Raw genomic sequence first — 23,758 nt, 5'->3', positions numbered from 1 at the left:
GCAGGCGGCCCGACATCTAAGCGGCCGGCGGGGGATCCGTTACCTCCCAGCCACTAAACTGGGTCCCATGACTGCCAACAGTGCCCCTGCAGCTGACGCCGCTGCCGCCCGTGCCCGCCTGCTTGAACTGATCAAGGAGCTGGCCGTCGTCCGCGGCAAGGTCATCCTCTCCAGCGGCGCCGAGGCCGACTACTACATCGACCTGCGCCGGATCACGCTGCACCATGAGGCGTCCAAACTCGTCGGACAGGTCATGCTCTCGCTGCTGGACGACGCCGGGATCGACTTTGAGTGCGCCGGCGGCCTGACCATGGGCGCCGACCCGGTGGGCACCGCGGTGATGCACAGCGCCGTCGACGCCGGACGCCCCGTGGACGCCTTCGTGGTCCGCAAGGCGCAGAAGTCCTACGGCATGGGCCGCCAGGTGGAAGGCCCCTCCGTCGAGGGCCGCAAGGTGCTGGTGCTTGAAGACACATCCACGACCGGCGGCTCCGCGCTGACCGCCGTCGAAGGCGTCCGCAGGGCCGGCGGCAACGTCGTCGCCGTCGCGGTGATTGTGGACCGCGACACCGGCGCCAAGGAAAAGATCGAGGCTGAGGCCGGGGTTCCCTACCTCTTCGCCTTCGGCAAGGACGAACTCGGCCTCAGCTAGGCCGTTCGTCCCCCAGCGGACGCGTGTGGACGGTGGATTGGGCGTGAATTATCATTTTCTAGTAGCCACCAGACCCCCGGAGACCACGCGCCATGCTCCTGCCCGAAGAGATCCTCGAACCCCTCAGCACCGTTGACCAGATCCAGAACCTGATCCTGGACAGCGCCGATTTCGAGGACTTCCTCAATGAACTCGCGCGGTTTTCCGCCCACCAGGTGGCGGGGGCCGGCGACGACGCCCTGTGCGGCATCACGCTGCTGCGGGACCGCAAGGCCGCGACCATCGGCTGGAGCAGCGACTCCGCCCGCGAGGTGGATGAGATCCAGTACCGGCTCTCGCAGGGACCGTGCCTGACGGCGGCGCAGGAGGAACGCGAAGTCTACGTCCCGGACCTTTTTGATGAGGACCGCTGGGGGCCGGACTACGCCAGTGCCGTCGCTTCGCACGGCCTCCGCTCGGTCCTCTCCGTGCCGTTCCATCTGCAGGGCGAGGCCCAGGCGGCACTGAACCTGTATTCGGACATGCCGCACAAGTTCGACGGCGATGTTGCCGCCCGGGCGCGCGGCTACACCCGGGAGATCTCCCAGGCGCTGCGCCTGGCCGTGCGCTTCTCCCTGCACACCGACAGTGCCACCAACCTCCGCGCCACCCTCGAATCCCGCACCGTGATCGACATGGCGATCGGGATTGTCATGGCGCAGAACCGCTGTGACCAGGAGACAGCGGTCAGGATCCTCACCGACGCGTCCAGCAACGGCAACGTCAAGCTGCGTGACATCGCCGCGTCCCTGGTCCAGTCCGTGGGCGGCACCGCGACCCGCACCCATTTCGAGGAACCCGGCCGGAGAGCAGCGGGCTGAACCGGTAGCGCCATATGACTTGTGTGCACCTTCGGCGGCCTATAACCTGAATGAGGTTGAGCCGTCGGCCATAGACACCCTTTTTTGGAGTACCTATGGACAACTCGTTGAACGCTCAAGTTAAGCTGGACATCGCCTCGGATGTCGTCCGGATCGACCTTCGGGGAAGCCTGACGCAGCTCTCCCGCCCGGCCCTGATGCAGCTGGTCTCCCGCGTCCGCCGGCTGGGCATCACCTCGCACATCCGGGTGAATCTCGGCCGCGCGATCTTCGTGGAATCCGCCGCTCTCGCAGGCCTCCGCAACGACCTCAACGCCATCGAGGGCGCCGCGGCACTCGTCGAAACGGCCGGCGCCCTGCCCAGCTCGGCCGGCGTCTCCCTGGAACTGAACCCGTTCGTGGAAAACATCGCCGCCGCGCTGCCGTCCCTGGATCTGTCGGCGGAGTTCACCGCATCCATTGACGCCTTAGGAACGCGGCCGCTGAACGTTTACTCCGACGACGAACTGCTGGCCGCCAGTGACTCCGTCTTCGGGCTGCTGGACAACCCGGCGGACATGGCCCGCTCCCAGCTCCTCGCGACCTATGACGAAATCGGCCTGGAAATCAGCCGCCGCCAGGTCGGCATCAATACAGTCCCGCGCGACCTGGAAATCAGCCGCCCCGCAGCCGGCGACAGCAGCATCAAGCGCGCAAACGTCCGCACCATCAGCCGCCCCGAAGCGGACCGGGAACCGGAACCGGTGTAGGCCCACGCCCGGCCGCCAGGCTGTGGCCGAGCTGTTATCCGGCGTCGTTTCTTATCCGTGTTCCTCCGTGGCTACGGTAGAGATGTGCCGCATGAGCCGGAAGTTGAGGACGCGGGCGGGGCCCGCAAGGCCGACGCCCGGGTGCTTCGCCATGCCGCGGAACTGAAGAGATTCTCCCGGCGGGGTTTCCTGGCCGGCGCCGGTGCCGCCTCGGTGCTGGCGGCCGACATGCTGTTCACCCGGCGAGTGCAGGCCGAACGACGCGTCCACAAGATCCTCACGGTGCCGGACCAGACGGCCGAGAAGTACTTCCCCAACGCCAGCTGGTTCCTCTTTCCCGGCTACAAGACGAGCTGGGAGGAGGCCCAGTGGATCCTGAACGCGCTGCGAGGGGCGCTGAACAAGCGCGGCCAGCTCGCCGCCGTCGGATACTCCAACGTGGGCATCGACATCGACCAGATCGTGATCGCCATCGTGGAGCACGCGCGGGCCCACCAGCTCACCAAGTTCTACTTCTATGGCCACAGCTTCGGCGGAATGGTGGCAACCCAGGCCGCCGCCCGGCTCCGGGAGCTCCACGGCATTGAGGTGGCCTTCATCCTGCTGGATTCCAGCCCCTACAGCAAGCACGACGTGCTGGACCAAAGCTGGTTTGAAGGGGTGGTGTTCCTGTACGAGAGCGGCTTCCGGTTCCCCTCGGTGCTGCGCGGCGGCTACGAACTGGGCGAGCGGATGCTGAACAAGGACGAGCGCAGCTGGGGTCAGGTCCTGGACCAGACGATGGAACAGCTCTCGCCGATCGCCCCCTCCAGCGTGCTGATCCAGTCCGAGTCCGCCTACATCTACCACTTCGACGCCACCCGTTTCGCGGGAAAGCTGGGCGGGACCCGGATGGCCTTCATCGGCAACCCCCGCGACCGGACCGTGGACTACGAGAGCGCCCGGGACTCCTGGTCGCTGACCTTCAAGGACAACATGGCCTCGGACTCCCTGCGGACCGACGGCGCCCGGCCGGCACACGCCAGCCCGGGCTGGAGTCCCTTCGTCTACCGGCCGATCATCGAGGAACTCGAGGACGAACTCTTCCCGCTGCCCTCCGGCGGAGGCAAAAAAACCGCCATCTGATGCGCGGTCCTAGATCTGGTTCTTCAGGTCCGCTACGGAGTTCAGGATCTGGTTGGGCCGGAACGGGTACGCGGCGATGTCGTCCTTATGGGTGATGCCGCTGAGCACCAGCACCGTGTGCAGCCCCGCTTCCATGCCGGCGATGATGTCGGTGTCCATCCGGTCACCGATCATGGCGGTGGTTTCCGAATGCGCGTCGATCTGGTTCATGGCCGAGCGGAACATCATCGGGTTCGGCTTGCCCACAATGTAGGGCTCCCGCCCGGTCGCCTTCGTGATGAGCGCCGCGATGGCGCCGGTGGCAGGCATCGGCCCGTCCTTCGAGGGCCCGGTGGCGTCCGGGTTGGTCGCGATGAACCTCGCGCCGCCCAGGATCAGCCGGATGGCCATGGTGATCGCTTCAAAGGAGTAGGTCCGGGTCTCGCCGAGCACCACAAAGTCCGGATCCTGGTCGGTGAGGATAAAGCCGGCCTCGTGCAGCGCCGTCGTGAGGCCCGCCTCGCCGATCGTGTAGGCGCGGTTGCCCGAATCCGAGCCGCGGACCTGGTCCTTGAGGAACTGCGCGGTGGCCAGGGCCGAGGTCCAGATATTCTCCTCGGGAATTTCCAGGCCCGAGCTCTTCAGCCGTGCGGCGAGGTCCCGCGGCGTGAAGATGGAGTTGTTGGTCAGGACGAGGAAGCGCTTGGAGGTGTCCACCCAGCGCTGGATGAGTTCAGCGGCGCCCGGGATGGGCTGGTTTTCGTGGACCAGGACACCATCCATGTCAGTCAGCCAGCACTCAATCTCCTGGCCGCTGCGGTACACGGATTTTGTTGAACGCACTTGGTCCGCGTTGTCCCTGTGGTCTTCCTGCTGCTCCGCCATGCTGTCCTCCGCCGATAATGTGCCGATGCCAGTCCCAGTCTAATGTTGAGGCGTGACTGAACCCGAGATACCCAGCGAAACCCTTTCCGGCAGCCTGACCGCAAAAGAGGTGGGGACGGCGGCCGGGGCAGCTGCCGGGACGGAGGCCGATGCGGAGCCCAAGGCGGAGGTCGGCGTCGGGCCCTGGGAAGGCGAACTGCCGCAGGGGGAGCACTGGGATCCGGACCTCCTGGCGGACGGCGACCGGCGCAACGTGGTCGACAAATACCGGTACTGGAAGCACGAGGCGATCGTGGCGGACCTCGACTCCAGGCGCCACAACTTCCACATCGCGATTGAAAACTGGCAGCACGACATGAACATCGGCACCGTCGTGCGCACCGCCAACGCGTTCCTCGCCAAGGAAGTCCACATCATCGGACGACGCCGGTGGAACCGCCGCGGGGCCATGGTCACCGACCGCTACCAGCACATCCGCCACCACCCCACCGTCGCGGACTTCGTGGCCTGGGCGCAGGGGGAGGGACTCGCGATCATCGGGATCGACATCTTCCCGGACTCCGTGCCGCTGGAGACCTACGAACTGCCCAGGGACTGCGTGCTGGTGTTCGGCCAGGAGGGCCCGGGGCTGTCCCCCGAGGTCCACGAAGCGGCGGTGGACACCTTGTCGATCGAGCAGTTCGGCTCCACCCGGTCGATCAACGCCGCCTCGGCCGCGGCCATCGCGATGCACGCCTGGATCCGCCGGCACGTCTTCAGCCAGCTCCCGGGTTAGCGCGTCCGCGGCCTTGCCTGCGCGATCCCGCCGGGAACCGCGGCGGAACCTGCCGGGAACCCGGGCGAAGCCGGATATTACAGGCGCGAGTGACCGGAAACACTGCCCCCGGCGCAGTAATGGCTAGGATGGTTCCTAGCCGACGAGGTTCACTCCAGGGTGAGCCCAGCCCGCAGACGAAACTCACTTTAGGAGTCAGCATGCCCATTGCAACCCCAGAGATCTACTCCGAGATGATCGACCGCGCTAAGACGGGCGGCTTCGCGTTCCCCGCCGTGAACGTCACCTCCTCCCAGACCCTTAACGCAGCCCTGCGCGGCTTCGCCGAAGCCGAATCCGACGGCATCGTCCAGGTCTCCACCGGCGGCGCCGCCTACTGGTCCGGCGCCTCCACCAAGGACATGGTTGCCGGCTCTCTCGGCTTCGCCGCGTTCGCCCGCGAAGTCGCCAAGAACTACGGCGTCAACGTCGCCCTGCACACGGACCACTGCCCGAAGGACAAGCTCGAGGGCTTCGTCCTGCCGCTGCTGGCAGCCTCCGAGGCCGAGGTCAAGGCCGGCCGCAACCCGCTCTTCAACTCCCACATGTGGGACGGTTCCGCCGAGACCCTGCCGGAGAACCTGCGGATCGCCCGGGAACTGCTGGAGCGCACCGCTGCCGCCCGGATGATCCTCGAGGTCGAGATCGGCACCGTCGGCGGCGAGGAAGACGGCGTCGAGAACGCCATCAACGAGAAGCTGTACACGACCGTCGAGGACGCCCTGGCCACCATCGAAGCCCTCGGCTCCGGCGAGAACGGCCGCTACATCACGGCGCTGACCTTCGGCAACGTGCACGGCGTCTACAAGCCCGGCGGCGTCAAGCTCCGCCCGGAGATCCTCAAGGACATCCAGGAGCAGGTCGGCGCCAAGATCGGCAAGGCCAACCCGTTCGACCTGGTCTTCCACGGCGGCTCCGGCTCGTCCGAAAAGGAGATCGCCGACGCGGTCTCCTACGGCGTGATCAAGATGAACATCGACACTGACACCCAGTACGCCTACACCCGCCCGGTGGTGGACCACATGTTCCGCAACTACGACGGCGTGCTGAAGGTCGACGGCGAAGTCGGCAACAAGAAGCTCTACGATCCCCGCGTCTGGGGCGCCTCCGCCGAAGCCGGCCTCGCGGCCCGCGTCGTCGAGGCTGCCCAGCAGCTCGGCTCCACCGGCAAGACGTTCTAAGGATGTCGGACGAGTTCCGCAAGAACCTGATGGGCCCTGAGCCCACGCTCCTGCCTGCCGAGACCGAGGTCTACGCAGCACTGGACGCGGGCCAGGAAGCCCTGGACCTAGTGGAAAAGAACCCGACCTCCTCGCTGCTCTGGGCCGTGCTGGCCGAGGAAGCGTGGAAAGAGGGCCGGACCATCGACTCCTACGCCTACTCCCGCGTCGGCTACCACCGCGGCCTGGACTCGCTGCGCCGCAACGGCTGGCGCGGCTTCGGGCCCATCCCGTGGGAGCACGAACCCAACCGCGGCTTCCTGCGCGCCCTGTATTCACTGGGCCGCGCCTCCGCGGCCATCAGCGAGGCCGAGGAACCGGAGCGGATCGAGAAGTTCCTCAAGGACTCCGATCCCGCCGCCAAGGCAGCCATCGAAGCCGAGAACCGCTAACCAACCACAACGCGGGGTCACTTACGGTCCATTCCACACCCTGGGATGGACCGTAAGTGACCCCGCGTTGCTGGTTAAAGTGCGACGGCGGGCGTCCACCGGAAGGTGGGCGCCCGCCGTCGTCGACGCGGGTGGGTGCGGACTAGCTGGTCTTGGCCAGACCGGTGCGCGCCATGGCGTCCGCGTAGACGGTGCCCATTTCTTCGAGGTACTGCTCCTGGCGGGCAGGGGTGCCGGCGAAGGCGCGGCCGCTGAGCGAGCGGACCTTGTAGGTCTTGAGGCCGCGGCGCCAGATCATCGGCACCTCGGTCTTGAGGAGCAGGTTAGCGAGGCGGTTGGCTTCGGTTCCGTGGGCCACGATCACTGAGGCGCGGGGCACGACGGCGAGAAACTTCAGCAGCGGCTTCAGGCCGGCGGAAATCTGGTCCGGCGTGAACTTGCCGTTCGGCTCGCCCGGGACGTACCAGGGGTGCACGTTCCACGGCATCACGAACTCCGGGCGCAGGCCCAGCTTCCACTGGACGCCGAGCAGGCGGGTGGCGGCTTCTTCGTCGCCGGCGGTGATGAAACCTGACTCGTCCTCGGTTCCGATGTTGGAGAAGAGGCTGATGATGCGGCACTCGTCAACGTCGTGCATCGGGTCTACATACGGGACATTCATGCCAGCTTTGGTTGCCTGCAGCGTGTCGCACAGCTCGTTGACGGCCGCGACGCTAGGTTCGTAGCGGCGGCTCAGAAGCTGTTCGCGGGAATTTTCAGTGGCCAAGGCTGTCATATATTGCTGAGTCTCCTGCGGGTTTTGGTGAAGCTGCCAGACCGTACGTGGGCACGCCGAGCACCGGGGCACGTTAAGTACGGTGTGGTTTGAAAATGTGGTGTGGACCGATTCCTGGTCGATCCTTACTAGTCTATCAAGCCCCGCGAAATGCCGTTCCCGCGGAGCGGCCGCTACCAGAGCCGCGCGGTGGCGCGGCGGGCGCCCTCTCCCAAGGATTCCAGCTTGGCAAAGGCAATTTGGGGGTGCACCCGGCCGCCCAGACCGCAATCTGTGGATGCAATCACATTTTCCCGGCCCACCAGTTCGGCGAAGCGTACGATCCGGTCAGCCACCAGGTCCGGGTGCTCGACGACGTTGGTGGCGTGGGAAACGACGCCGGGGATGATGACTTTTCCGTCGGGGAGCTTGGTGTCCTCCCAGACGCGCCATTCATGCTCGTGGCGGACGTTGGCGGCCTCGAAGGAGTAGCCGCCCGCATTGATCTGCAGGACGGAACCGACAATGTCCGCGAACGGGATGTCCGTGGTGTGCGGGCCGTGCCAGGAACCCCAGCAGACGTGCAGCCGGATCTGGTCCTGCGGCAGGTCGCGGAGCGCCCAGTTGGTCGCCTCAACCCTGAGCTGGATGAATTTGAGATAGTCGGCCAGGCTCGGTTCCGGGTTGATCTGGTCCCAGCTTTCGGCCAGCGACGGATCGTCCAGCTGGACCGTGAGCCCGGCGTCGATGATGGCCTTGTACTCCTCCCGCATGGCGTCGGCGCAGGCGTAGAGGAGTTCCTCATCCGTCTTGTAGTACTCGTTGGCGACGCGGGCGCAGGAGCCCGGGGACAGCGAGGCGACGAAGCCCTCGGCCAGGCCGGCGGCGGCCAGGCCGGTCCTGAGGTTGGCGATGTCCGAGCCCACAAGGTCCTGCCCGGTGTAGCTCAGCGGGCCGGCGATTTTCGGCTGGGTGACACTTTTGCGGTGCGCCAGGATTCCGGAGGACGGGTCGTTGTAGGCCTCGTTGAACTTCTGCCGGTCGCGCCGGTCCGGGAAGGAGGTCAGCACGATGTTGCCGGGTGTGGAGCGGTGCACTGCAGCGTCAGCCCAGCGGTCCACATCCGTCGGCTCGAGGCCGCCGAGCCGGCTGAAGGAGTAGTTCCACCAGGCGCCATAGTCCACCGAGCTGGACATCGTGTGCCCATATTCGCCGTCGTTGGGGATATCAATGCCGAGGTCTTTCTGGCGCCGGACGATGTCCACCACGGACGTTTCCAGCAGGTCCAGGAACTCGGGGGTGATGCCTTCTGTTTCCTTGGCCTCGTTCGCCGCGATGAGCTCGGGGGTGCGGGGCAATGAGCCTGCATGGGTGGCGCGGATATGGTCGGTGTTCTGCTGCATGGGGGCGCTTCCTTTCCATCGGTCCTGGCGGTAGCACCTTGGCCGTCACAGTGCTGCGTACGGGCAGGGTTGCTGCGGCGTCAACGGTCCAGGTCCCTCGGCCGCTCGGGATGGTCACCTCCCACCTAATTCGACCGGGCGCCCCCGCGCAAGCCCATCCGGCGAAGTTCCGCGTGCTGGACACCGGGTCCCGGCCCAGCCGCCCCGCCTCCTCCCGGCCCAGCCGCCCCCGCCAGGTCCCCGCGCAGCCGGCGGGAAGTCCATTGGATGGTCAAATGAGTCGACGCCACCGCGATCGGCTAAACTTGGGTGGTAAGAGCCCCGGACTCTGGCGTTGATGGTAAGAGCACAGCGGTAGATCCGGGGCGTTCTCATGAACGGCGCTGAGCTCCGGTGACCACCCTGGTGAATCACACGGACTTTGGCCCGAACGAATGGGGGAGGATCCCATGCCAGCAATCGTGATCGTCGGAGCCCAATGGGGCGACGAAGGCAAAGGTAAGGCCACTGACCTGCTTGGTGGCCGAGTCGACTACGTCGTCAAGCCCAACGGCGGCAACAATGCCGGGCACACCGTCGTCGTAGGCGGTGAGAAGTATGAGCTCAAGCTCCTTCCGGCCGGCATCCTGAGCCCCAACGCGGTTCCGATTATCGGCAACGGCTGCGTGGTGAACCTCGAGGCGCTGTTCCAGGAGATCGACGGCCTGGAAGCCCGCGGCGCCGACACCTCCAAGCTGCGGGTCTCCGCCAACGCCCACCTCGTGGCGCCCTACCACCAGGTCCTGGACAAGGTCACCGAGCGGTTCCTCGGCAGCCGCGCCATCGGCACCACCGGCCGCGGGATCGGCCCGGCCTACATGGACAAGGTGGCCCGCCTCGGCATCCGGGTCCAGGACGTCTTTGACGCCTCCATCCTGCGCCAGAAGGTCGAAGGCTCGCTGCGCCAGAAGAACGAACTGCTGGTGAAGGTCTACAACCGCCGGGACATCGAGGTGGACGAGATCGTGGAGTACTTCCTGTCCTTCGCCGAGCGCCTCCGCCCGCTGGTCATCGACAGCACTTTTGTCCTGAACACCGCCCTGGACGAGGGCAAGGTGGTCCTCATGGAGGGCGGCCAGGCCACGTTCCTCGACGTTGACCACGGCACCTACCCCTTCGTGACCTCCTCGAACCCGACCGCCGGCGGCGCCTCCGTGGGCTCGGGCATCGGCCCCACCCGGATCTCGCGCTCCATCGGCATCATCAAGGCCTACACCACCCGTGTAGGCGCAGGACCGTTCCCCACGGAACTGTTCGATGAGATGGGCATGTACCTGCAGAAGACCGGCGGGGAGTTCGGCGTCAACACCGGCCGGCCGCGCCGCTGCGGCTGGTACGACGCCGTGCTGGCGCGCCACGCCTCCCGCGTCAACGGCTTCACCGACTACTTCGTCACCAAGCTGGACGTGCTCACGGGCATCGAGCAGATCCCGGTCTGCGTGGCCTACGACGTTGATGGCGTCCGGCACGACGAAATGCCGATGACGCAGACCGAGTTCCACCACGCCAAGCCGATCTTCGAGTACTTCGAAGGCTGGACTGAGGACATCACCGGTGCCCGCACCCTGGAAGACCTCCCGGAGAACGCCAAGAACTACGTGCTGGCACTCGAGAAGCTCTCCGGCACGCGGTTCTCCGCGATCGGTGTCGGCCCGGACCGCGACCAGACGATCGTGATCAACGATCTGATCAATGACTGATACTGACTGACGCATTCATCGCGGCGCCCGACGGCGGCGGGTCACCTGGAAGGGTGGCCCGCCGCCGTTGCTCGTCCCGAGGAAAAAGAAACTTCCGATCGGTGCGTAACCTTTCGGGGCACCCCAGCGATTACTCCTTTGTAAGCGCCGCCGGAGCATGGACCCCCCACCAGGTTTCCGGCCGGTCTTCCACTGTAAGTGCAGGCCGGCGCATGCCCCCAAGCTGCGCCGGCCGGCCTTTCACTGAACGCGCGGGCTGCTGCCAGCCTCCATCGGGCCGCAGCCGGCTTTCACCCAAAACCAAAGGATGTACGTTTCTTATGAAGAGTGTTAGCAAGACCACCAAGATTGCTGTCGGCGCCGCTATTCTCGCCGTCGGAGGGTTCTCCGGCATCGGCCTGGCCAACGCGGCCCAGGTTTCGAACACCCAGCAGGCTGAAGTGAGCCCCGCTACGCCCGCCGTCCCGGCAACCCCTGCGGTCCCGGCGACGCCCGACCTTCCCTCCCAGCCGGCCGTCCCCGCCGTCCCGGCATCCCCGTCCGTTGACGACTCCGCCGAGGGCGACGTCAGCGTTGAGGGCACCGAAGGATCCGCAGAGGGCTCCCTCGAAGCTGACAAGGATGGCGCTTCCGTCGACGGTGCCGCCAATGCCAAGGGCGCAGCCGAGGCCAAGGCGCACGCCGGCGTGACCGTCGCCGTTCCTGCCGTCCCCGCTGTCCCCGGCGCCAAGGATGTCCCCGCCGTTCCGGCTACCCCGGCCGTCCCCGCCGTCCCGGCCCTGCCGTCGGACGAGAAGCCTGAGATCAACAAGTAGGCAGTACACGCCTCCTCGGAGGCACCCGGGGGTGCGGCCGCTAGACTTGCCCAGGCCGCACCCCAGCAGTAACCGGAAGGACAGCCTCTTGGCAGAACAGCTAAGCGATGACGAATTGTCAGCAGCATTCGCTGGCGAGCCGTCAGGATTCAACGCTGTCTACACGGTCATTTCACCCGCCGTCCTCGGCTACTTCCGGGCCCGCGGAGTGGACGACGCCGAAGCGCTCACCCAGGACGTCTTCGTCGATGTCCTGCCGAAACTGGCCAAGGTCACCGGCGGCCACAACGGTTTGCGGACCTTCATTTTCTCCGTCGCCCACGCGCGGCTGGTCGACCATCACCGCCGGGCAGAACGCACGCCTTACCTGGCCGAATACGACCCCCGTGATGACACCCGGTACGCCCCTTCCGCCGAGGACGAGGTCCTCGGCTCGCTGGGCGGCGTGACAGATTCCCTTTCCCGGCTCAATGAGGAGCAGCGGGCAGTACTGGTCCTGCGGATCGTCGCGGACCTATCCATCGAACAGGTGGCCGGCATCATGGACAAGTCGCCGGGCGCCATCAAACAGCTTCAACGACGCGGGCTCAGTGCCCTGCGCGAACTCGTCACCGAAAAGGACCACGCAGCATCATGACCGGAACCCGCGAACCCCAGCAGGATGGCGGCATCCAGGCGATGCTCCGTGATTCCGGCCTCGAAGCAGCCGCCGAGCTCCGCAGCTCACTCGAAGAGCTCCGCGCGCTGGTCCCTGACGAGGCCCCCGCGCCCCGCGCCGATCTCGCGGCGCTGCTGGCCGCCGGCAGCTATGGTTCCGCCGCCTCCGCGCCGGATTCCGTCGACGAAACTCTTCCGGCTGGCGTCACGAGCCTGGCCGAGCACCGCGGCCGGAAGCGCAGGCTCGCAATCGTCGGTGGCGCCGTGCTGGGTGCAATGACTCTTGGGGCGGGCGCCGTGGCCGCCTCCAGCGGGAACTTCGGCGAGACGTTCAGCCATTCTGTGGGCACCATCTTCCAGACCGCCGACAAGATGCCCGATACGGCCCCGCGGCCTGCCCGCCCGTCACCGGCGGACGTCCCGGCAGCCCCCGCGCCTACGTCGAACGCAACGGGCGCCGCCACTCCGCCGCCAGCTGAAACTCCGGGGGCTCCCGGAGCCTCTGCTGCGGTTCCAGCGAAGCCCGGCACCCCTGCCAGTCCGCCTGCTGTGGGCCATACCGGATTCCTTCCGACGCCGCCCCACCGCCCGGTCACACCGGGGACCCCCGCACTCCCCATCCCGAGCGGGGGCAAGGGTCTTCCCACGGAGCCGGCTCTTCCCGGCGTGCTCCCGGCACTCCCCGGCCAGCCCTAGTCCGGCCAGCCCTAGTCCTGCCAGCCCTAGTCCGGCCAGCCCGCGGAAGTCGACGTCGCGGGAAACGCCCGAACTCGCCGAAACAAAACGGCGAGTCCGGGCGTTTCCCGCGAATTCGGCGCCCTGAGCTGCGGGAGACGGGCGTCCGGACCCGGCAGAGGCGCTAGGCCAGGACCTGCCGCTTGGAGGAAATGACCCCTGTGTCGAAGCCGGCCAGGTGCAGGCCGCCGTGGAAGCGGGCATGCTCAATCTTCACGCAGCGATCCATCACGACGTCGAGTCCGGCAGCTTCCGCTTCCTTCGCGACATCCTCGTGCCAGGAGCCCAACTGCAGCCACAGCGTCTTGGCGCCGGCCGCGATGGCTTCTTCCAGGACACCCGGCAGGTCGTCGTGCTTGCGGAACACGTCCACGATGTCCGGGCTTTCCGGCAGCTCCGCCAGTGAGGCGTAGGTCGGCTGGCCCAGGATCTCCTTCACCACAGGGTTCACGAAATACACCTTGTAGCGCGTGGAGGACTGCAGGTACGTCGCCACAAAGTAGCTCGCCCGGGACGGCTTGTCCGAGGCACCAACAATCGCGATTGATTTCGCCTGCCTTAGCAGGTTCAGCCGCTCCGGAGCGGACGGCCCGGCCCAGGTCCGGGTCTCTTCGCTGCTCATGACAATGCTCCGATCGTGCTGCTGTCGGCCTCTGATGTGTCCGCGGAAGCGGCGCATCGCGCCGCCGAGGAACGAGGCGGTGAAGAGACCGGCTCGGGGTCCCCGGAGGAGCTTGCGAGTCCGGGGGAAGCCGGGAACGCTAAGCCGCGGGCGGACGCATCCGAGGCACCGTCCTCCGACGCCATGTCCAGCGCCTGGTCCAGGTCCCAGAGGATGTCCTCGATGTCCTCCAGCCCGATCGAGATCCGGATCAGGTCCTCGGGGATACCGGCGGACTCGAGCTGTTCGGGGCTGAGCTGCTGGTGGGTCGTGGAGCCGGGGTGGATCACGAGGGTCCGTGAGTCGCCGACGTTGGCCAGGTGCGAGGCCAGCTGCAGGGACTCGATGAACTTCTGCCCGGCGGCGCGGCCTCCCTTCACACCGAAGGAGAACACCGAGCCCGGCCCCAGCGGCAGGTACTTCCTGGCCCGTTCGAAGTGCGGGTGCGAGGGCAGCCCGGAGAAGTTCACGTACGCCACGCGCTCGTCCGCCTCGAGCCATTCCGCCACGGCCTGGGCGTTCTTGAGGTGTTCGTCCAGGCGCTGCGGCAGGGTCTCGACGCCCTGCAGCAGCTGGAAGGCGGACATCGGCGAGAGTGCAGGCCCGATGTCGCGCAGCTGCTCGCAGCGGAGCTTGGTCAGGAAGCCGTATTCACCGAAGTTCCCCCACCAGGAGACGTTGCCGTAGGAGGCCACCGGTTCGGTCATGGTGGGGAACTTGCCGTTGCCCCAGTCGAAGCGGCCGCTTTCGACAATGACGCCGCCGAGGGTGGTGCCGTGCCCGCCGAGGAACTTGGTGGCCGAATGGATCACGATGTCGGCCCCGTGCTCGATCGGCCGCACGAGGTACGGGGTGCTCAAGGTGGCGTCGACGACGAGGGGGATGCCGGCGTCGTGCGCTACCTTGGCCAGGCCCTCAAGGTCCTGGACTTCCGAGGACGGGTTGGCCACCACCTCAACGAAAATCGCTTTGGTGTTCTCCCGGACCGCGGCGGCGTAGTCGGCCGGGTCGGTGCCGGGAACGAAGGTGGTGTCCACCCCGAAGCGGCGCAGCGTGACGTCCAGCTGCGTGACGGTCCCGCCGTAGAGCTGGGAGGCCGCGACGATGTGGTCGCCGGACTGGGTGAGTGCAGCGAAGGTGATGAACTCCGCGGCCATGCCCGAGGAGGTGGCCACAGCGCCGATGCCGCCCTCGAGGGAGGCAATGCGTTCCTCGAACGCGGCGACCGTGGGGTTGCCGATCCGGGAGTAGATGTTGCCGTACTTCTGCAGCGCGAAGAGGTTGGCGGCGTCCTGGGTGTCCTTGAACACGAAGGACGTGGTCTGGTAGATCGGCACGGCGCGGGCGCCGTGCTCGGCATCGGGGGTGCCTCCGGCGTGCAGGGCGCGGGTGCGGAATCCGAATTTGCGGTCAGCCATTACGCGTTCACCAGCCCGGTGGTTGAGCTGGCCGAAACCGCCGCGGCGCCGGACAGGTCCAGTTCCGTGCCGTTCCTGCGTGCGAGGTCCGCTTCCAGTTCGCGGACGATCGGCAGGATGTCCGCACCGAACGCCGCGACTTCCTCCTGGAAGTGCAGGTAGCCGGTGAGGAACAGGTTCACGCCGATCTTCTTGTATTCCACGATCCTCTCCGCGATCTGCTCCGGGGTGCCGATCAGCTGGGTCTTGAAGCCGTCGTTGTACTGCACCAGATCCTCGAAGCTGGAGTCGGCCCACATGCCCTTGCCGTCCTTCGTGGACGGCCCGGCTTCCTGGACAGCCGCGCGGAAACCCTCGACGGCGGGCTTGTGCGCCTTCGCCACGATCTCGCGGAGGGTGTCGCGGGCTTCCTTCTCGGAATCGCGGGCGATCACGAAGCCGTTCAGGCCAAACCTCGGAGAGGATAAAGCGGAGGGGAGCGCAGCCCCGGTGCCGCGGCCCGTTGCGCCGGCAGCGGCAACGACGCCGGCGATGTTCTCCTTGAAGCCTTCGAGGTCTTTGCCGTTGGAGAAGTACCAGTCCGCGACCCGGCCGGCCGTGGCCTGTGCCGCCGTGGAGTTCCCGCCGAAGAAGATCTCCGGGTGCGCCCGGCCCGGCACGTCCACAGGGGCAGGGTTGAGGGTGAAGTTGTTGATGTTGTAGTACTTGCCGGACTGGCTGTAGTCCTGCTCGGTCCACAGCCCGCGGAGGACCCTGATGAATTCCTCGGTGCGGACGTAGCGCTCGTCGTGTTCGAGCCATTCGAGGCCGAAGTTGGTGAACTCGTCCTTGAGCCAGCCGGAGACGATGTTGACGGCGGCGCGGCCGTTGGAGATGTGGTCGGCGGTGATGATGTACTTCGCCAGCACGCCGGGGTGCCACATGCCCGGATGCACGGCGGAGATCACTTTGAGCCGCTCGGTGGCGGCCAGCAGCGCCAGGCTGAACGAGGTGGCCTCGTGCTGTTTGTCCGCGCCGTAGGACGCGGCATAGCGGGTCTGGGTCAGGGCGTATTCGAATCCGGAGTTCTCCGCGATCCGGGCCAGTTTCTTGTTGTACTCAAAGTCCCAGCCGGTGCGCTGTTCGATGGTGGAGACCACCAGGCCGCCGGAGACGTTGGGAACCCAGTAGGCGAACTTGAGCGGTTCGGAAAGACGGGCGACGTTGCTGATGTCAGTCATGGGAGGTCCTTACTTCTGGGTATTTCGGTTGTCACTGCGTTCCCGCAGGACGGACTGGATGCCGGCGATGGACGGCTCGTTCTGGAGCGAGCTCGTGTCGCCGAGGGTGGTTCCTTCGAACAGCTGGGTCAGCAGCCGGCGCATGATCTTGCCGCTGCGTGTCTTCGGTACATCAGGAACGACGACGACGTCGCGCGGCTTGGCGATCGGCCCGATCTCCTTCGCGACGTGTGCCTTCAACTCGGACACGATGTCCTCGGCAGCCGCCGATTCCCGAAGCACGACGAACGCGACGATGGCGTGGCCTGTCTTGGGGTCCGCGACAGGGCAGACGCCGGCTTCCACGACGTCCGGGTGCGAGACGAGGGCCGACTCGATCTCGATCGTGGAGAGCAGGTGTCCGGAGACATTGAGGGTGTCATCCACCCGCCCGAGGATCCAGATGTCGCCGTCGGCGTCGTACTTGGCGCCGTCACCGGCGAGGAACCAGCCCTGCTCGGCGTACTTGCGCCAGTACGAATCGAAGTAGCGCTGCGGGTTGCCCCATACGGTGCGGGCGATGGCCGGGCCGGGGGCGTCGACCACGATGAAGCCCTGGACGCCCGGCGGCACGGTGTTGCCGGCGTCGTCCACGATCCGGGTGCTGACCCCGGGCAGCGGCCGGGCCGCGCAGCCGGGCTTGAACTCCGTGTCGGTGGGGGCGGGGGAGAGGATCGTGGCGCCGGTTTCGGACTGCCACCAGGTGTCCACCACGGGGGCTGTGCCGGCTCCGACGTTTTCGCGGAGCCAGCGCCAGGCCTCGGGGTTGACGGCCTCGCCGACGGTGCCCAGCAGCCGGATGGAGGAGAGGTCGTAGCTGGCCGGGACGCCGTCCGGGAACCAGCCCATCAGGGAGCGGACCAGGGTGGGCGCGGTGTAGTACTGGGTGACGCCGTAGCGTTCGATGATTTCGAAGTGCCGGCCCGGGTGCGGGGTGTTGGGGGTGCCCTCGAAGATCACCTGGGTGGCTCCGTTGGAGAGCGGGCCGTACAGCTCGTAGGTGTGGGCGGTGACCCAGGCGAGGTCGGCCGTGCACCAGTGCACATCCTGGTCCCGGAGGGCCGGGTCCGGGTTGCTGAAGAGGTGCTCGAAGCTCCAGGACGCCTGTGTGAGGTAGCCGCCGGAGGTGTGGACCAGGCCCTTGGGCTTCCCGGTGGTGCCGGAGGTGTACATGATGAACAGCGGGGTCTCGGCGTCGAAAGCTTCCGGCGTGTGGTGCGCGGAGGCCCGCCCGACGGTGTCATGCCACCAGACGTCGCGGCCCGCGGTCATCGGGACGGTGTCCAGGAATTCCGGTGCGGTGGTGCGGTTCACCACCAGGACATGCTCAATCGCGTTGTCCCCGGCGACGGCGGCGTCCGCGTTGTCCTTGACCGGCACGGCGACGCCGCGGCGGAACTGGCCGTCGGTGGTGACGAGCAGTCTGGCGCGGGTGTCCTCCACCCGGAACTTGAGTGCCTCGGCGGAGAAGCCGCCGAACACGAGCGAGTGGATCGCGCCGATCCGGGCCACGGCCAGGGTGATGATCACGGTTTCCGGGATGACCGGGAGGTAGATGACCACCCGGTCGCCCTTGGTGATGCCGAGGTCCAGCAGTGCGTTGGCGGCCTTGGAAACCTCGCGCTGCAGGTCCCCGTAGGTGAGGGTGCGGCGGTCACCCGGTTCGCCCTCGAAGTGCAGGGCCACCCTGTCCCCGCGGCCCGCCGCCACATGGCGGTCGACGCAGTTGTAGGCGACGTTGAGCCTGCCGCCCTCGAACCAGGTGATGTCCGGGCCGAGCCCGGCGTCGGCGTCGGCCGGGACGCGGCGGTGGGTGGTGTGCCAGGGGTTGTCCTGCCCGGGCGCGTCCTCCCAGTCGAGCCGGAGCGCAGCTTCCTCCCAGAAGGAGAGGCGCTCCTGGTCGGTGGCCGGGGGACTGGCCGGGGCTGTCTGTGTTGTTATGCCCATCGTTTCACCGCCCATTTCTCTGCGAGGCCCAGCAGGGCGTCGGTGATTTTGCCGATGACCGCGAGCAGCACGATCGCCAGCAGGAGCCGGTCCGTGCGGCCGTTGTTCTGCGAGTCCGTGAGCAGGAAGCCGAGCCCCATCGAGGAAGCGATGAGTTCCGCGGCCACGAGGAACAGCCAGGCCTGGGCCAGCGCCAGACGGAGCCCGGAGAAGACCGCCGGCACCACGGCCGGGAGCTGCACCGTGGTCAGCAGTTTCACGCCCTTGAGCCCGAACGCGCGCGCCGCCTCCACCAGGTTCCGGTCCACATGGCGCAGCGCCAGGGAGACGGTGGTGAACACGGGGAAGAAGGCGCCGATCAGGATCAGGGTGATCTTGGAATCCTCGCCGATCTTCATCCAGAGAATGAGCAGCGGCACCCAGGCCAGCGACGGGACGGCTCGGAGGGCGCCGATGGTCGGCGCGAGCAGGGCATCCGCGAATTTGGACAGCCCCACCAGGGACCCGAACACCAGGCCCAGGGCGGCGCCGGCGGCGAAGCCGATCAGCACACGCTGGGTGGAGATCGCGATGTGCTGGCCAAGCTGGCCGCGCTGGAGCAGGTCCGCGGCTGCGTCCAGCACCATGGCCGGCGGCGGAAGCTGGACCACGCTGAACACCCCGGCGGCCGTGGACAGCTGCCAGGCGGCAAGAACCGCAGCGGGAATGGTCAATCCAAGGAGCAGACGCGCCCAGCCGTTGGCCAGGATCCCGGCGGGGGACCATCCGTTCGCCGGGGGGCCGCCCGCACCCGTGGGGGGCGGGCCCGGCCGGGCGGCGTCTGCTGGAGTTGCGGGGACGGCTGCAGCGCGCCCGTCCGCAACATTAGTGCCGGTGAGGGCTGGATTCCTGAGCTGTGTCATCAGGAATCCTTGATGGCGGACGCGTCCGCCTTCTTCACCAGCGAGTCATCAAGAATGGAGGCGACGGCGTCGTCGATCTGCTTCTGGCTGGCGACGTCGCCGGTCTCCACGAACGTGGGGCCGATCTTCGCCAGAACCTTGCGCTGGGCCTCGCCCGGCGCCGGGTCCACGTTGAGGTTGCTGCGCTCCAGCACTACGGTCTTCGCGACGGCGAGCTCCAGGCCGGCGGCGTCGGCAAGGATCTGTGCCGTCTCGTCCGGGTTCGCCGCGGCCCAGGCACGTGCCTTCTCGTAGGCGTTGACGACGGCCTGCGCCTGCTTCGGCTTGTTCTGCAGGAAGGATTCCGTGGCGTTCAGGAACCCGTAGGTGTTGAAGGAAAGGTTCCGGTAGAAGAGCTTGGCGCCCTTCTGCTCTGCGCCTGCCATGATCGGGTCGAGCCCGGACCAGGCATCCACCGACCCGTTTTCCAATGCGGCCCGGCCGTCCGCGTGCTGCAGGTTCTGCACCGTGACGTCCTTGGCGGAGATCCCGGCTTCGGAGAGGGACTGCAACAGGAAGAAGTAGGGGTCGGTGCCTTTGGTTGCGGCCACGGACTTTCCCTTGAGGTCGGCCACGGTGGTGATGCCCGAGGAGGCTTTGGCGACGAGGGCCGCCCACTCCGGCTGTGAGTAGATGTCGATCGTTTTGATCGGCGAGCCGTTGGCGCGGGCGAGCAGCGCAGCTGATCCGGCCGTGGAGCCGACGTCGACCGCGCCGGAGCGCAGCGCCTCGTTGGCCTTGTTGGAGCCGGCGGACTGCACCCAGTTCACGGTGACGCCCTGGTCCTTGAGCGAGGCCTCGAGCCAGCCCTTCTTCTTGATGACCAGGCTCAGCGGGTTGTAGGTGGCGAAGTCGATGTTCAGCGTGCCGCTCTCGACGGCGGTGTTCGCTTTGGCGGGCCCGCCGGAACCTTCTCCTGCGACGCAGCCCGTGAGGACGAGGGCAGCGGAGACAGCGGCGGCGCCGATAACGGACCGGCGGGTGGCTTTGGTGGCGAATGACATGGGGATCCTCTGGGACATCGGGAGCAAGGCGAACGGGTGTGGAAAGGGTGGAGCAGGCCGGCGCGCGCAGCAGCGGCTGCGCGTTCCCGGCCGGGAATATCGGGGGAACCCGGGTGGCGGCTAGTGGCCGTCGACGCCCAGGGTCTCCAGGAGCGAGGCCCGCATTCGGGCGAGTTCCACGGACCCGCGGTCCCGGGGGCGGCTGCCGGGCACGTCGACGGTGCGGACGATCGTCGCGCCGGGCGCCGGGTCTTCACCGGCGTTGGGTTCCTTGCCGAGGATGATGATGCGGTCGGCAAGCTGGAGGGCCTCGTCGACGTCGTGCGTCACCAGCAGCACCGTGGTGGGCTCGGCGCGGTGGATGTCCAGCAGCAGGTCCTGCATCTTGATGCGGGTCAGCGCGTCGAGCGCGCCGAACGGCTCATCCAGGAGCAGGACGCCGGGGTTGCGGGCGAGGGCCCGGGCCAGCGAGGCCCGCTGGGCCATGCCTCCGGAAATTTCGCGGGGGCGGTGCTTGGCGAAGTCCGTGAGGCCCACGAGGTCGAGGAGCCGGGCCACCTTGGCCTTGCCGTCCCTGGCGCTGATGCCGGTGGGCAGGCCGATCGCGATGTTGGCCTGCAGGGTGTGCCACGGCAGGAGGCGCGGCTCCTGGAAGGCGAAGGCACAGCGCGAGTCAATCCCCTGGACCGGTGTGCCGTCGATGTCGACGCTGCCCGCGGTGGGGGAGTCGAGTCCGGCGGTGGCGCGGAGCAGTGTGGACTTGCCGCAGCCGGAGGTGCCGAGGATGGCCAGGACTTCCCCGGCGCGGATCTCGAAGTCAACGTCGCGCAGGACGGTGTGGGCAGCTGCGCCGGTGCCGAAGGTGCGGCGCAGGGAGCGGAAGGCAACCGGCAGCGCCGGTGTGCGGGTGGTGGCTCCGGCGTGGGCGTCCAGGGACGTCTCAGGCGCGGAGGAGGTCAGGACAGCAGTCATAGGTCACTCCATCGGTCCTGGCAGTAGCACCCTACGGAATGAGCCTCTGAACCGGGTGGTCAGTCCGGTGGTTCCCTTGGCTCAATACCTTGCTATCGCCGGCATCCAGGGCGGACGACGGCGACCAGGGTTGCTGCGGCTTCATCGATCCAGGTCTCTCGGCCGCTCGGGATGGTCGCTTCCCACTAAATCGGAATCGGTGCTTTTTCCCAAATGCAGCGGTTTTGCTGCGTAATATTCGGCTTGGAGCCGCTGGCGGGCCGGGCGCCGGTCAATTGTTCGAAATCGGGAGCCGGGAGGTCCGGTCCGCGGCGGCTGCCGCGGGTGCGCGTGGCCGTCGTCTCCAAACCGGTCGGGACGGCTAGGCTGTGCACATGGCCCACGTCAACGATCCGGCAGTCCTCGAACGGCTCATGCGCACCAAGGGGCGGTGGGCCATTGTCGGCTTGTCCACGAACCAATGGCGTGCCGCCTATGACACGTCACTGTTCATCCGGGACCGGCTCGGGATGGAGATCATCCCGGTGAATCTGCCCGGCGACCCCGTGCACGGTGAGACCGGCTACACCACGCTGGCTGCTATCCCGGCCGGGAAGCAGCCGATCGACGTCGTCGACTGCTTTGTGAACTCCCAGAAGGTGGGGGCCGTGGTGGATCAGGCAATCGCCGTTGGTGCGAAGGCTGTCTGGATGCAGTTGGGCGTGATCGATGAGGCCGCGGCGGCCCGGGCGAAAGCGGCCGGCCTCGACGTCATCATGAACGCCTGCCCGGCGCAGGACGCCAGGCGCTTCGGCCTCTGACCACGCGTGTGGATAAGCGGCAGAAGGCGGACATTTTCCCCTGCTAGTCTTCTGCCGACAAACCTCGTTCGAGCCCAGGACCACCCATGTGTGAAGAGCACCAGCCCGCGTTGCCTGCCCACCCGGGGCGCCGGGCGGCGTTGGGACTCCTCGGGGCCTGCCTTGTGGCAACCTTGGGCGCCTGTTCCGCCCCGGAATCCACAACGGCTTCTGCAGACGCCACGCCCGCCTCGCGTTCCGGGGGGCCGCTGCCCGCGGCGCTGAGCGCCGGACTTTCCAACGCCCCGGGGCCGGCGGCGCCCGCGGCACTGCGGCGTCCGGGCAGCAAAAGCATCCGGCATGGCTTCATTCCCGATTTCAAGCTGCCGCCGGTACAGCACGGACTCGCGCCCGTCCTCACCAGGATTGACACGAAACACCCTGTCGTGTTCCTGACCATTGACGACGGCCTCACGAGGACCCCGGAGATGGCGCGGCTCATGGCCGACTATGACTATCCCGCGTCCATCTTCCTCACCCGCAACTTCGTCCAGGCGGACCCGGGCTTCTTCAAGCAGTTCGCCGCCCAGGGGAGCCTGGTGGAAAACCACACGGTCAGCCACAACGTCAACATGGTCAGTCAAATGGGATACCAGCAGCAGCTCGCGGAAATCAACGGCATGCAGAATTATGCCCGGCAGCAGTTCGGCCGCAGCCCCACACTGTTTCGTCCGCCCGGAGGCGCCTACTCCACCGCCATGCGGCAGGCAGTCGCGGCGGCGGGGCTGCAGGCGATCATCACGTGGGAGGCCAAGGCGAACGCCGGCAAAATGGACTACCAGTACGGCAGCGCGTTGCGCCCTGGGGACATCGTGCTGATGCACTTCCGGCCCGAGTTCGCCGCCGACCTGGCCGCCTTCCGCGCCGCCCAGCTGGCCGCCGGCCTTGAAGTCGTGCTGCTCGAGGATTTCCTCGGCGTCGCCTGAGCCGTCCACGGTGCAGTCCCTGCGAAAGCCGGCGGATGAAAGTAGGCTCGGACCATGGATGTAGCCGCACTCCGGGATCTCTGCCTCGGCTTTCCCGGCGCCTTCGAAGACTTTCCGTTCGGGCCGGCGACGTCCGTCTTCAAGGTGCGGGCCGCGGTGTCCGGCGGAACCGGCCGCGCAGCCAAGGTGTTCGCCCTCTCCGCCATGGAGGAGGCCGACTTCTCGGTCAGCCTGAAATGCGAGCCCGCACTGGCCGAGCAACTGCGCGCCGCTCACCCCGAGATCACCGGAGCATGGCATTTGAACAAGAAACACTGGAACGGGGTGCGCCTGGACGGGTCGCTGCCCGATTCGATGGTGCGCGACATGGTGGAGGACTCCTACGACCTCGTGGTGGCGTCGCTGAACCGCCGCCAGCAGGAGCAGCTGGGCTGGGCGCGGCTGGCCGACGGCGGCCGGCCGTGACCGCCCGGATCGCGGCCGGCGAGCTGAACTACAACGGGATCGGTTCCACCGAGCACGGCCCGCCGCCGGGGGACGCCGATTGCCAGGTCACCCACGCCTATGTGGGCGAGGGCATGGCCGCGTACCGGCGGGTGGCGCAGGGGATGCTGACCTGGCAGCTGCAGCGGCGGGCCGGGCTGACGGTCCGTGCGGAATCCGACGTCGTGGTCCCCGGCGCGCGCGTGGTGAGCGGCTTCGGCGTCGGGCCGTTCCGTATCAATGCACCCTGCGAGGTCGTCTGGGTCCGCCGCCCGGTGCCAGGCGGGGCCCCGCAATCCGCGGGTTTCGGCTACGGGACCCTCCCCGGGCACCCGGTCCGCGGCGAGGAGGCCTTCGAGGTTTTCATCGACGCCGACGGCCGGGTCACCATCCGCATCACTGCCTTCGGCGCGCCGTCCAACTGGTTCTACGCCGCGGGCGGCGCCCTGACGCGGCGGGCGCGGCAACACATCACTTCCCGCTACATTAAGAGTGCACAGGAACTGGCCGCAGCGGTGAACTGAGAGCA

25 protein-coding genes and 1 riboswitch are annotated in these 23,758 nt (G+C 67.3%); of the genes, 15 read left to right on the top strand and 10 right to left on the bottom strand.

The annotated features are described in order from the left end of the window. The first annotated feature begins 67 nt into the window (after positions 1-67). The 4 genes from pyrE to AC1MFL_RS07235 all read left to right on the top strand — a co-directional run bounded on the left by pyrE (position 68) and on the right by AC1MFL_RS07235 (position 3,386). A complete protein-coding gene (gene pyrE, locus AC1MFL_RS07250; RefSeq protein ID WP_479814375.1) occupies positions 68-652 on the top strand; it encodes an orotate phosphoribosyltransferase in 585 nt (194 codons plus the stop codon). Between the two features lie 92 nt (positions 653-744). Further along, positions 745-1,512, top strand: coding sequence for a GAF and ANTAR domain-containing protein (locus tag AC1MFL_RS07245; RefSeq protein WP_479814374.1), 768 nt, complete (start codon positions 745-747; stop codon positions 1,510-1,512). 107 nt (positions 1,513-1,619) lie between these two features. Next, positions 1,620-2,261, top strand: coding sequence for a hypothetical protein (locus AC1MFL_RS07240; protein ID WP_479814373.1), 642 nt, complete (start codon positions 1,620-1,622; stop codon positions 2,259-2,261). Positions 2,262-2,345: 84 nt separating this feature from the next. Then, the gene (locus AC1MFL_RS07235; RefSeq protein WP_479814372.1) at positions 2,346-3,386 is read left to right on the top strand and encodes a thioesterase domain-containing protein; all 1,041 of its coding nucleotides are present in this window, start codon (positions 2,346-2,348) and stop codon (positions 3,384-3,386) included. Between the two features lie 9 nt (positions 3,387-3,395). On the opposite strand, the gene AC1MFL_RS07230 is transcribed toward AC1MFL_RS07235, so the two are convergent. Then, complete coding sequence (locus AC1MFL_RS07230; RefSeq protein WP_479814371.1) at positions 3,396-4,250, bottom strand: HAD-IIA family hydrolase; 855 nt, start codon at positions 4,248-4,250, stop codon at positions 3,396-3,398. A 109-nt stretch (positions 4,251-4,359) separates the two neighbouring features. On the opposite strand from AC1MFL_RS07230, the gene AC1MFL_RS07225 reads away from it, so the two are divergent. The 3 genes from AC1MFL_RS07225 to AC1MFL_RS07215 all read left to right on the top strand — a co-directional run bounded on the left by AC1MFL_RS07225 (position 4,360) and on the right by AC1MFL_RS07215 (position 6,676). Beyond that, complete coding sequence (locus AC1MFL_RS07225; RefSeq protein WP_479815372.1) at positions 4,360-5,025, top strand: TrmH family RNA methyltransferase; 666 nt, start codon at positions 4,360-4,362, stop codon at positions 5,023-5,025. A gap of 200 nt (positions 5,026-5,225) precedes the next feature. Beyond that, the gene (gene fbaA / locus AC1MFL_RS07220; RefSeq protein WP_479814370.1) at positions 5,226-6,245 is read left to right on the top strand and encodes a class II fructose-bisphosphate aldolase; all 1,020 of its coding nucleotides are present in this window, start codon (positions 5,226-5,228) and stop codon (positions 6,243-6,245) included. Between the two features lie 2 nt (positions 6,246-6,247). Beyond that, positions 6,248-6,676: a DUF3151 domain-containing protein gene (locus AC1MFL_RS07215; protein ID WP_479814369.1), complete on the top strand. Its 429-nt coding sequence runs from the start codon at positions 6,248-6,250 to the stop codon at positions 6,674-6,676. Positions 6,677-6,818: 142 nt separating this feature from the next. On the opposite strand, the gene AC1MFL_RS07210 is transcribed toward AC1MFL_RS07215, so the two are convergent. Next, positions 6,819-7,451, bottom strand: a complete 633-nt coding sequence (locus tag AC1MFL_RS07210; RefSeq protein WP_301230383.1) for a uracil-DNA glycosylase family protein — start codon at positions 7,449-7,451, stop codon at positions 6,819-6,821. Positions 7,452-7,624: 173 nt separating this feature from the next. Next, the gene (locus AC1MFL_RS07205) at positions 7,625-8,833 is read right to left on the bottom strand and encodes a cobalamin-independent methionine synthase II family protein (RefSeq protein WP_479814367.1); all 1,209 of its coding nucleotides are present in this window, start codon (positions 8,831-8,833) and stop codon (positions 7,625-7,627) included. 12 nt (positions 8,834-8,845) lie between these two features. Next, positions 8,846-8,950: riboswitch (SAM riboswitch) on the bottom strand. Between the two features lie 332 nt (positions 8,951-9,282). Here AC1MFL_RS07205 and AC1MFL_RS07200 point away from each other — a divergent pair. The 4 genes from AC1MFL_RS07200 (at position 9,283) to AC1MFL_RS07185 (ending at position 12,740) form a co-directional block, all read left to right on the top strand. After that, a complete protein-coding gene (locus AC1MFL_RS07200) occupies positions 9,283-10,572 on the top strand; it encodes an adenylosuccinate synthase (RefSeq protein WP_301230385.1) in 1,290 nt (429 codons plus the stop codon). 320 nt (positions 10,573-10,892) lie between these two features. Then, complete coding sequence (locus AC1MFL_RS07195; RefSeq protein WP_479814365.1) at positions 10,893-11,387, top strand: hypothetical protein; 495 nt, start codon at positions 10,893-10,895, stop codon at positions 11,385-11,387. A gap of 88 nt (positions 11,388-11,475) precedes the next feature. Next, complete coding sequence (locus AC1MFL_RS07190; protein ID WP_479814363.1) at positions 11,476-12,024, top strand: RNA polymerase sigma factor; 549 nt, start codon at positions 11,476-11,478, stop codon at positions 12,022-12,024. Beyond that, a complete protein-coding gene (locus AC1MFL_RS07185) occupies positions 12,021-12,740 on the top strand; it encodes a hypothetical protein (RefSeq protein WP_479814361.1) in 720 nt (239 codons plus the stop codon). The genes AC1MFL_RS07190 and AC1MFL_RS07185 overlap by 4 nt, the downstream gene beginning before the upstream one ends. 163 nt (positions 12,741-12,903) lie before the next feature. On the opposite strand, the gene AC1MFL_RS07180 is transcribed toward AC1MFL_RS07185, so the two are convergent. From AC1MFL_RS07180 to AC1MFL_RS07150, 7 genes are all read right to left on the bottom strand, one after another. After that, a complete protein-coding gene (locus AC1MFL_RS07180; RefSeq protein WP_479814360.1) occupies positions 12,904-13,401 on the bottom strand; it encodes a CoA-binding protein in 498 nt (165 codons plus the stop codon). Continuing rightward, positions 13,398-14,858, bottom strand: a complete 1,461-nt coding sequence (locus AC1MFL_RS07175) for an O-acetylhomoserine aminocarboxypropyltransferase/cysteine synthase family protein (protein ID WP_479814359.1) — start codon at positions 14,856-14,858, stop codon at positions 13,398-13,400. Before AC1MFL_RS07175 ends, AC1MFL_RS07180 begins: the two co-directional genes overlap by 4 nt. Continuing rightward, positions 14,858-16,078 (bottom strand): dimethylsulfone monooxygenase SfnG, encoded by a 1,221-nt coding sequence (gene sfnG / locus AC1MFL_RS07170; RefSeq protein ID WP_479814357.1) that lies wholly within the window; start codon positions 16,076-16,078, stop codon positions 14,858-14,860. The genes AC1MFL_RS07175 and sfnG overlap by 1 nt, the downstream gene beginning before the upstream one ends. Positions 16,079-16,087: 9 nt before the next feature. Beyond that, complete coding sequence (gene acs, locus AC1MFL_RS07165; protein WP_479814355.1) at positions 16,088-18,064, bottom strand: acetate--CoA ligase; 1,977 nt, start codon at positions 18,062-18,064, stop codon at positions 16,088-16,090. Further along, positions 18,055-18,966 (bottom strand): ABC transporter permease, encoded by a 912-nt coding sequence (locus tag AC1MFL_RS07160; RefSeq protein ID WP_479814353.1) that lies wholly within the window; start codon positions 18,964-18,966, stop codon positions 18,055-18,057. The genes acs and AC1MFL_RS07160 overlap by 10 nt, the downstream gene beginning before the upstream one ends. Next, complete coding sequence (locus AC1MFL_RS07155) at positions 18,966-20,009, bottom strand: aliphatic sulfonate ABC transporter substrate-binding protein (RefSeq protein ID WP_479814351.1); 1,044 nt, start codon at positions 20,007-20,009, stop codon at positions 18,966-18,968. The genes AC1MFL_RS07160 and AC1MFL_RS07155 overlap by 1 nt, the downstream gene beginning before the upstream one ends. A gap of 120 nt (positions 20,010-20,129) precedes the next feature. Next, positions 20,130-20,981, bottom strand: coding sequence for an ABC transporter ATP-binding protein (locus AC1MFL_RS07150; protein WP_479814349.1), 852 nt, complete (start codon positions 20,979-20,981; stop codon positions 20,130-20,132). Positions 20,982-21,355: 374 nt separating this feature from the next. Here AC1MFL_RS07150 and AC1MFL_RS07145 point away from each other — a divergent pair, with 374 nt between their 5' ends. The 4 genes from AC1MFL_RS07145 to AC1MFL_RS07130 all read left to right on the top strand — a co-directional run bounded on the left by AC1MFL_RS07145 (position 21,356) and on the right by AC1MFL_RS07130 (position 23,753). Further along, positions 21,356-21,781: a CoA-binding protein gene (locus AC1MFL_RS07145; RefSeq protein WP_479814348.1), complete on the top strand. Its 426-nt coding sequence runs from the start codon at positions 21,356-21,358 to the stop codon at positions 21,779-21,781. Positions 21,782-21,867: 86 nt separating this feature from the next. Further along, positions 21,868-22,746 (top strand): polysaccharide deacetylase family protein, encoded by an 879-nt coding sequence (locus AC1MFL_RS07140; protein WP_479814346.1) that lies wholly within the window; start codon positions 21,868-21,870, stop codon positions 22,744-22,746. Positions 22,747-22,800: 54 nt separating this feature from the next. Next, positions 22,801-23,211 carry an MmcQ/YjbR family DNA-binding protein gene (locus tag AC1MFL_RS07135; RefSeq protein WP_479814344.1) on the top strand — a complete coding sequence of 137 codons (411 nt, stop codon included), beginning with the start codon at positions 22,801-22,803 and terminating at the stop codon, positions 23,209-23,211. Then, a complete protein-coding gene (locus AC1MFL_RS07130; RefSeq protein ID WP_479814342.1) occupies positions 23,208-23,753 on the top strand; it encodes a DUF1990 family protein in 546 nt (181 codons plus the stop codon). The genes AC1MFL_RS07135 and AC1MFL_RS07130 overlap by 4 nt, the downstream gene beginning before the upstream one ends. The last annotated feature ends 5 nt before the right edge of the window (positions 23,754-23,758 follow it).

The organism is Arthrobacter sp. BG3, from assembly GCF_056680185.1.
This window is presented reverse-complemented; position numbering and strand designations above follow the sequence as displayed.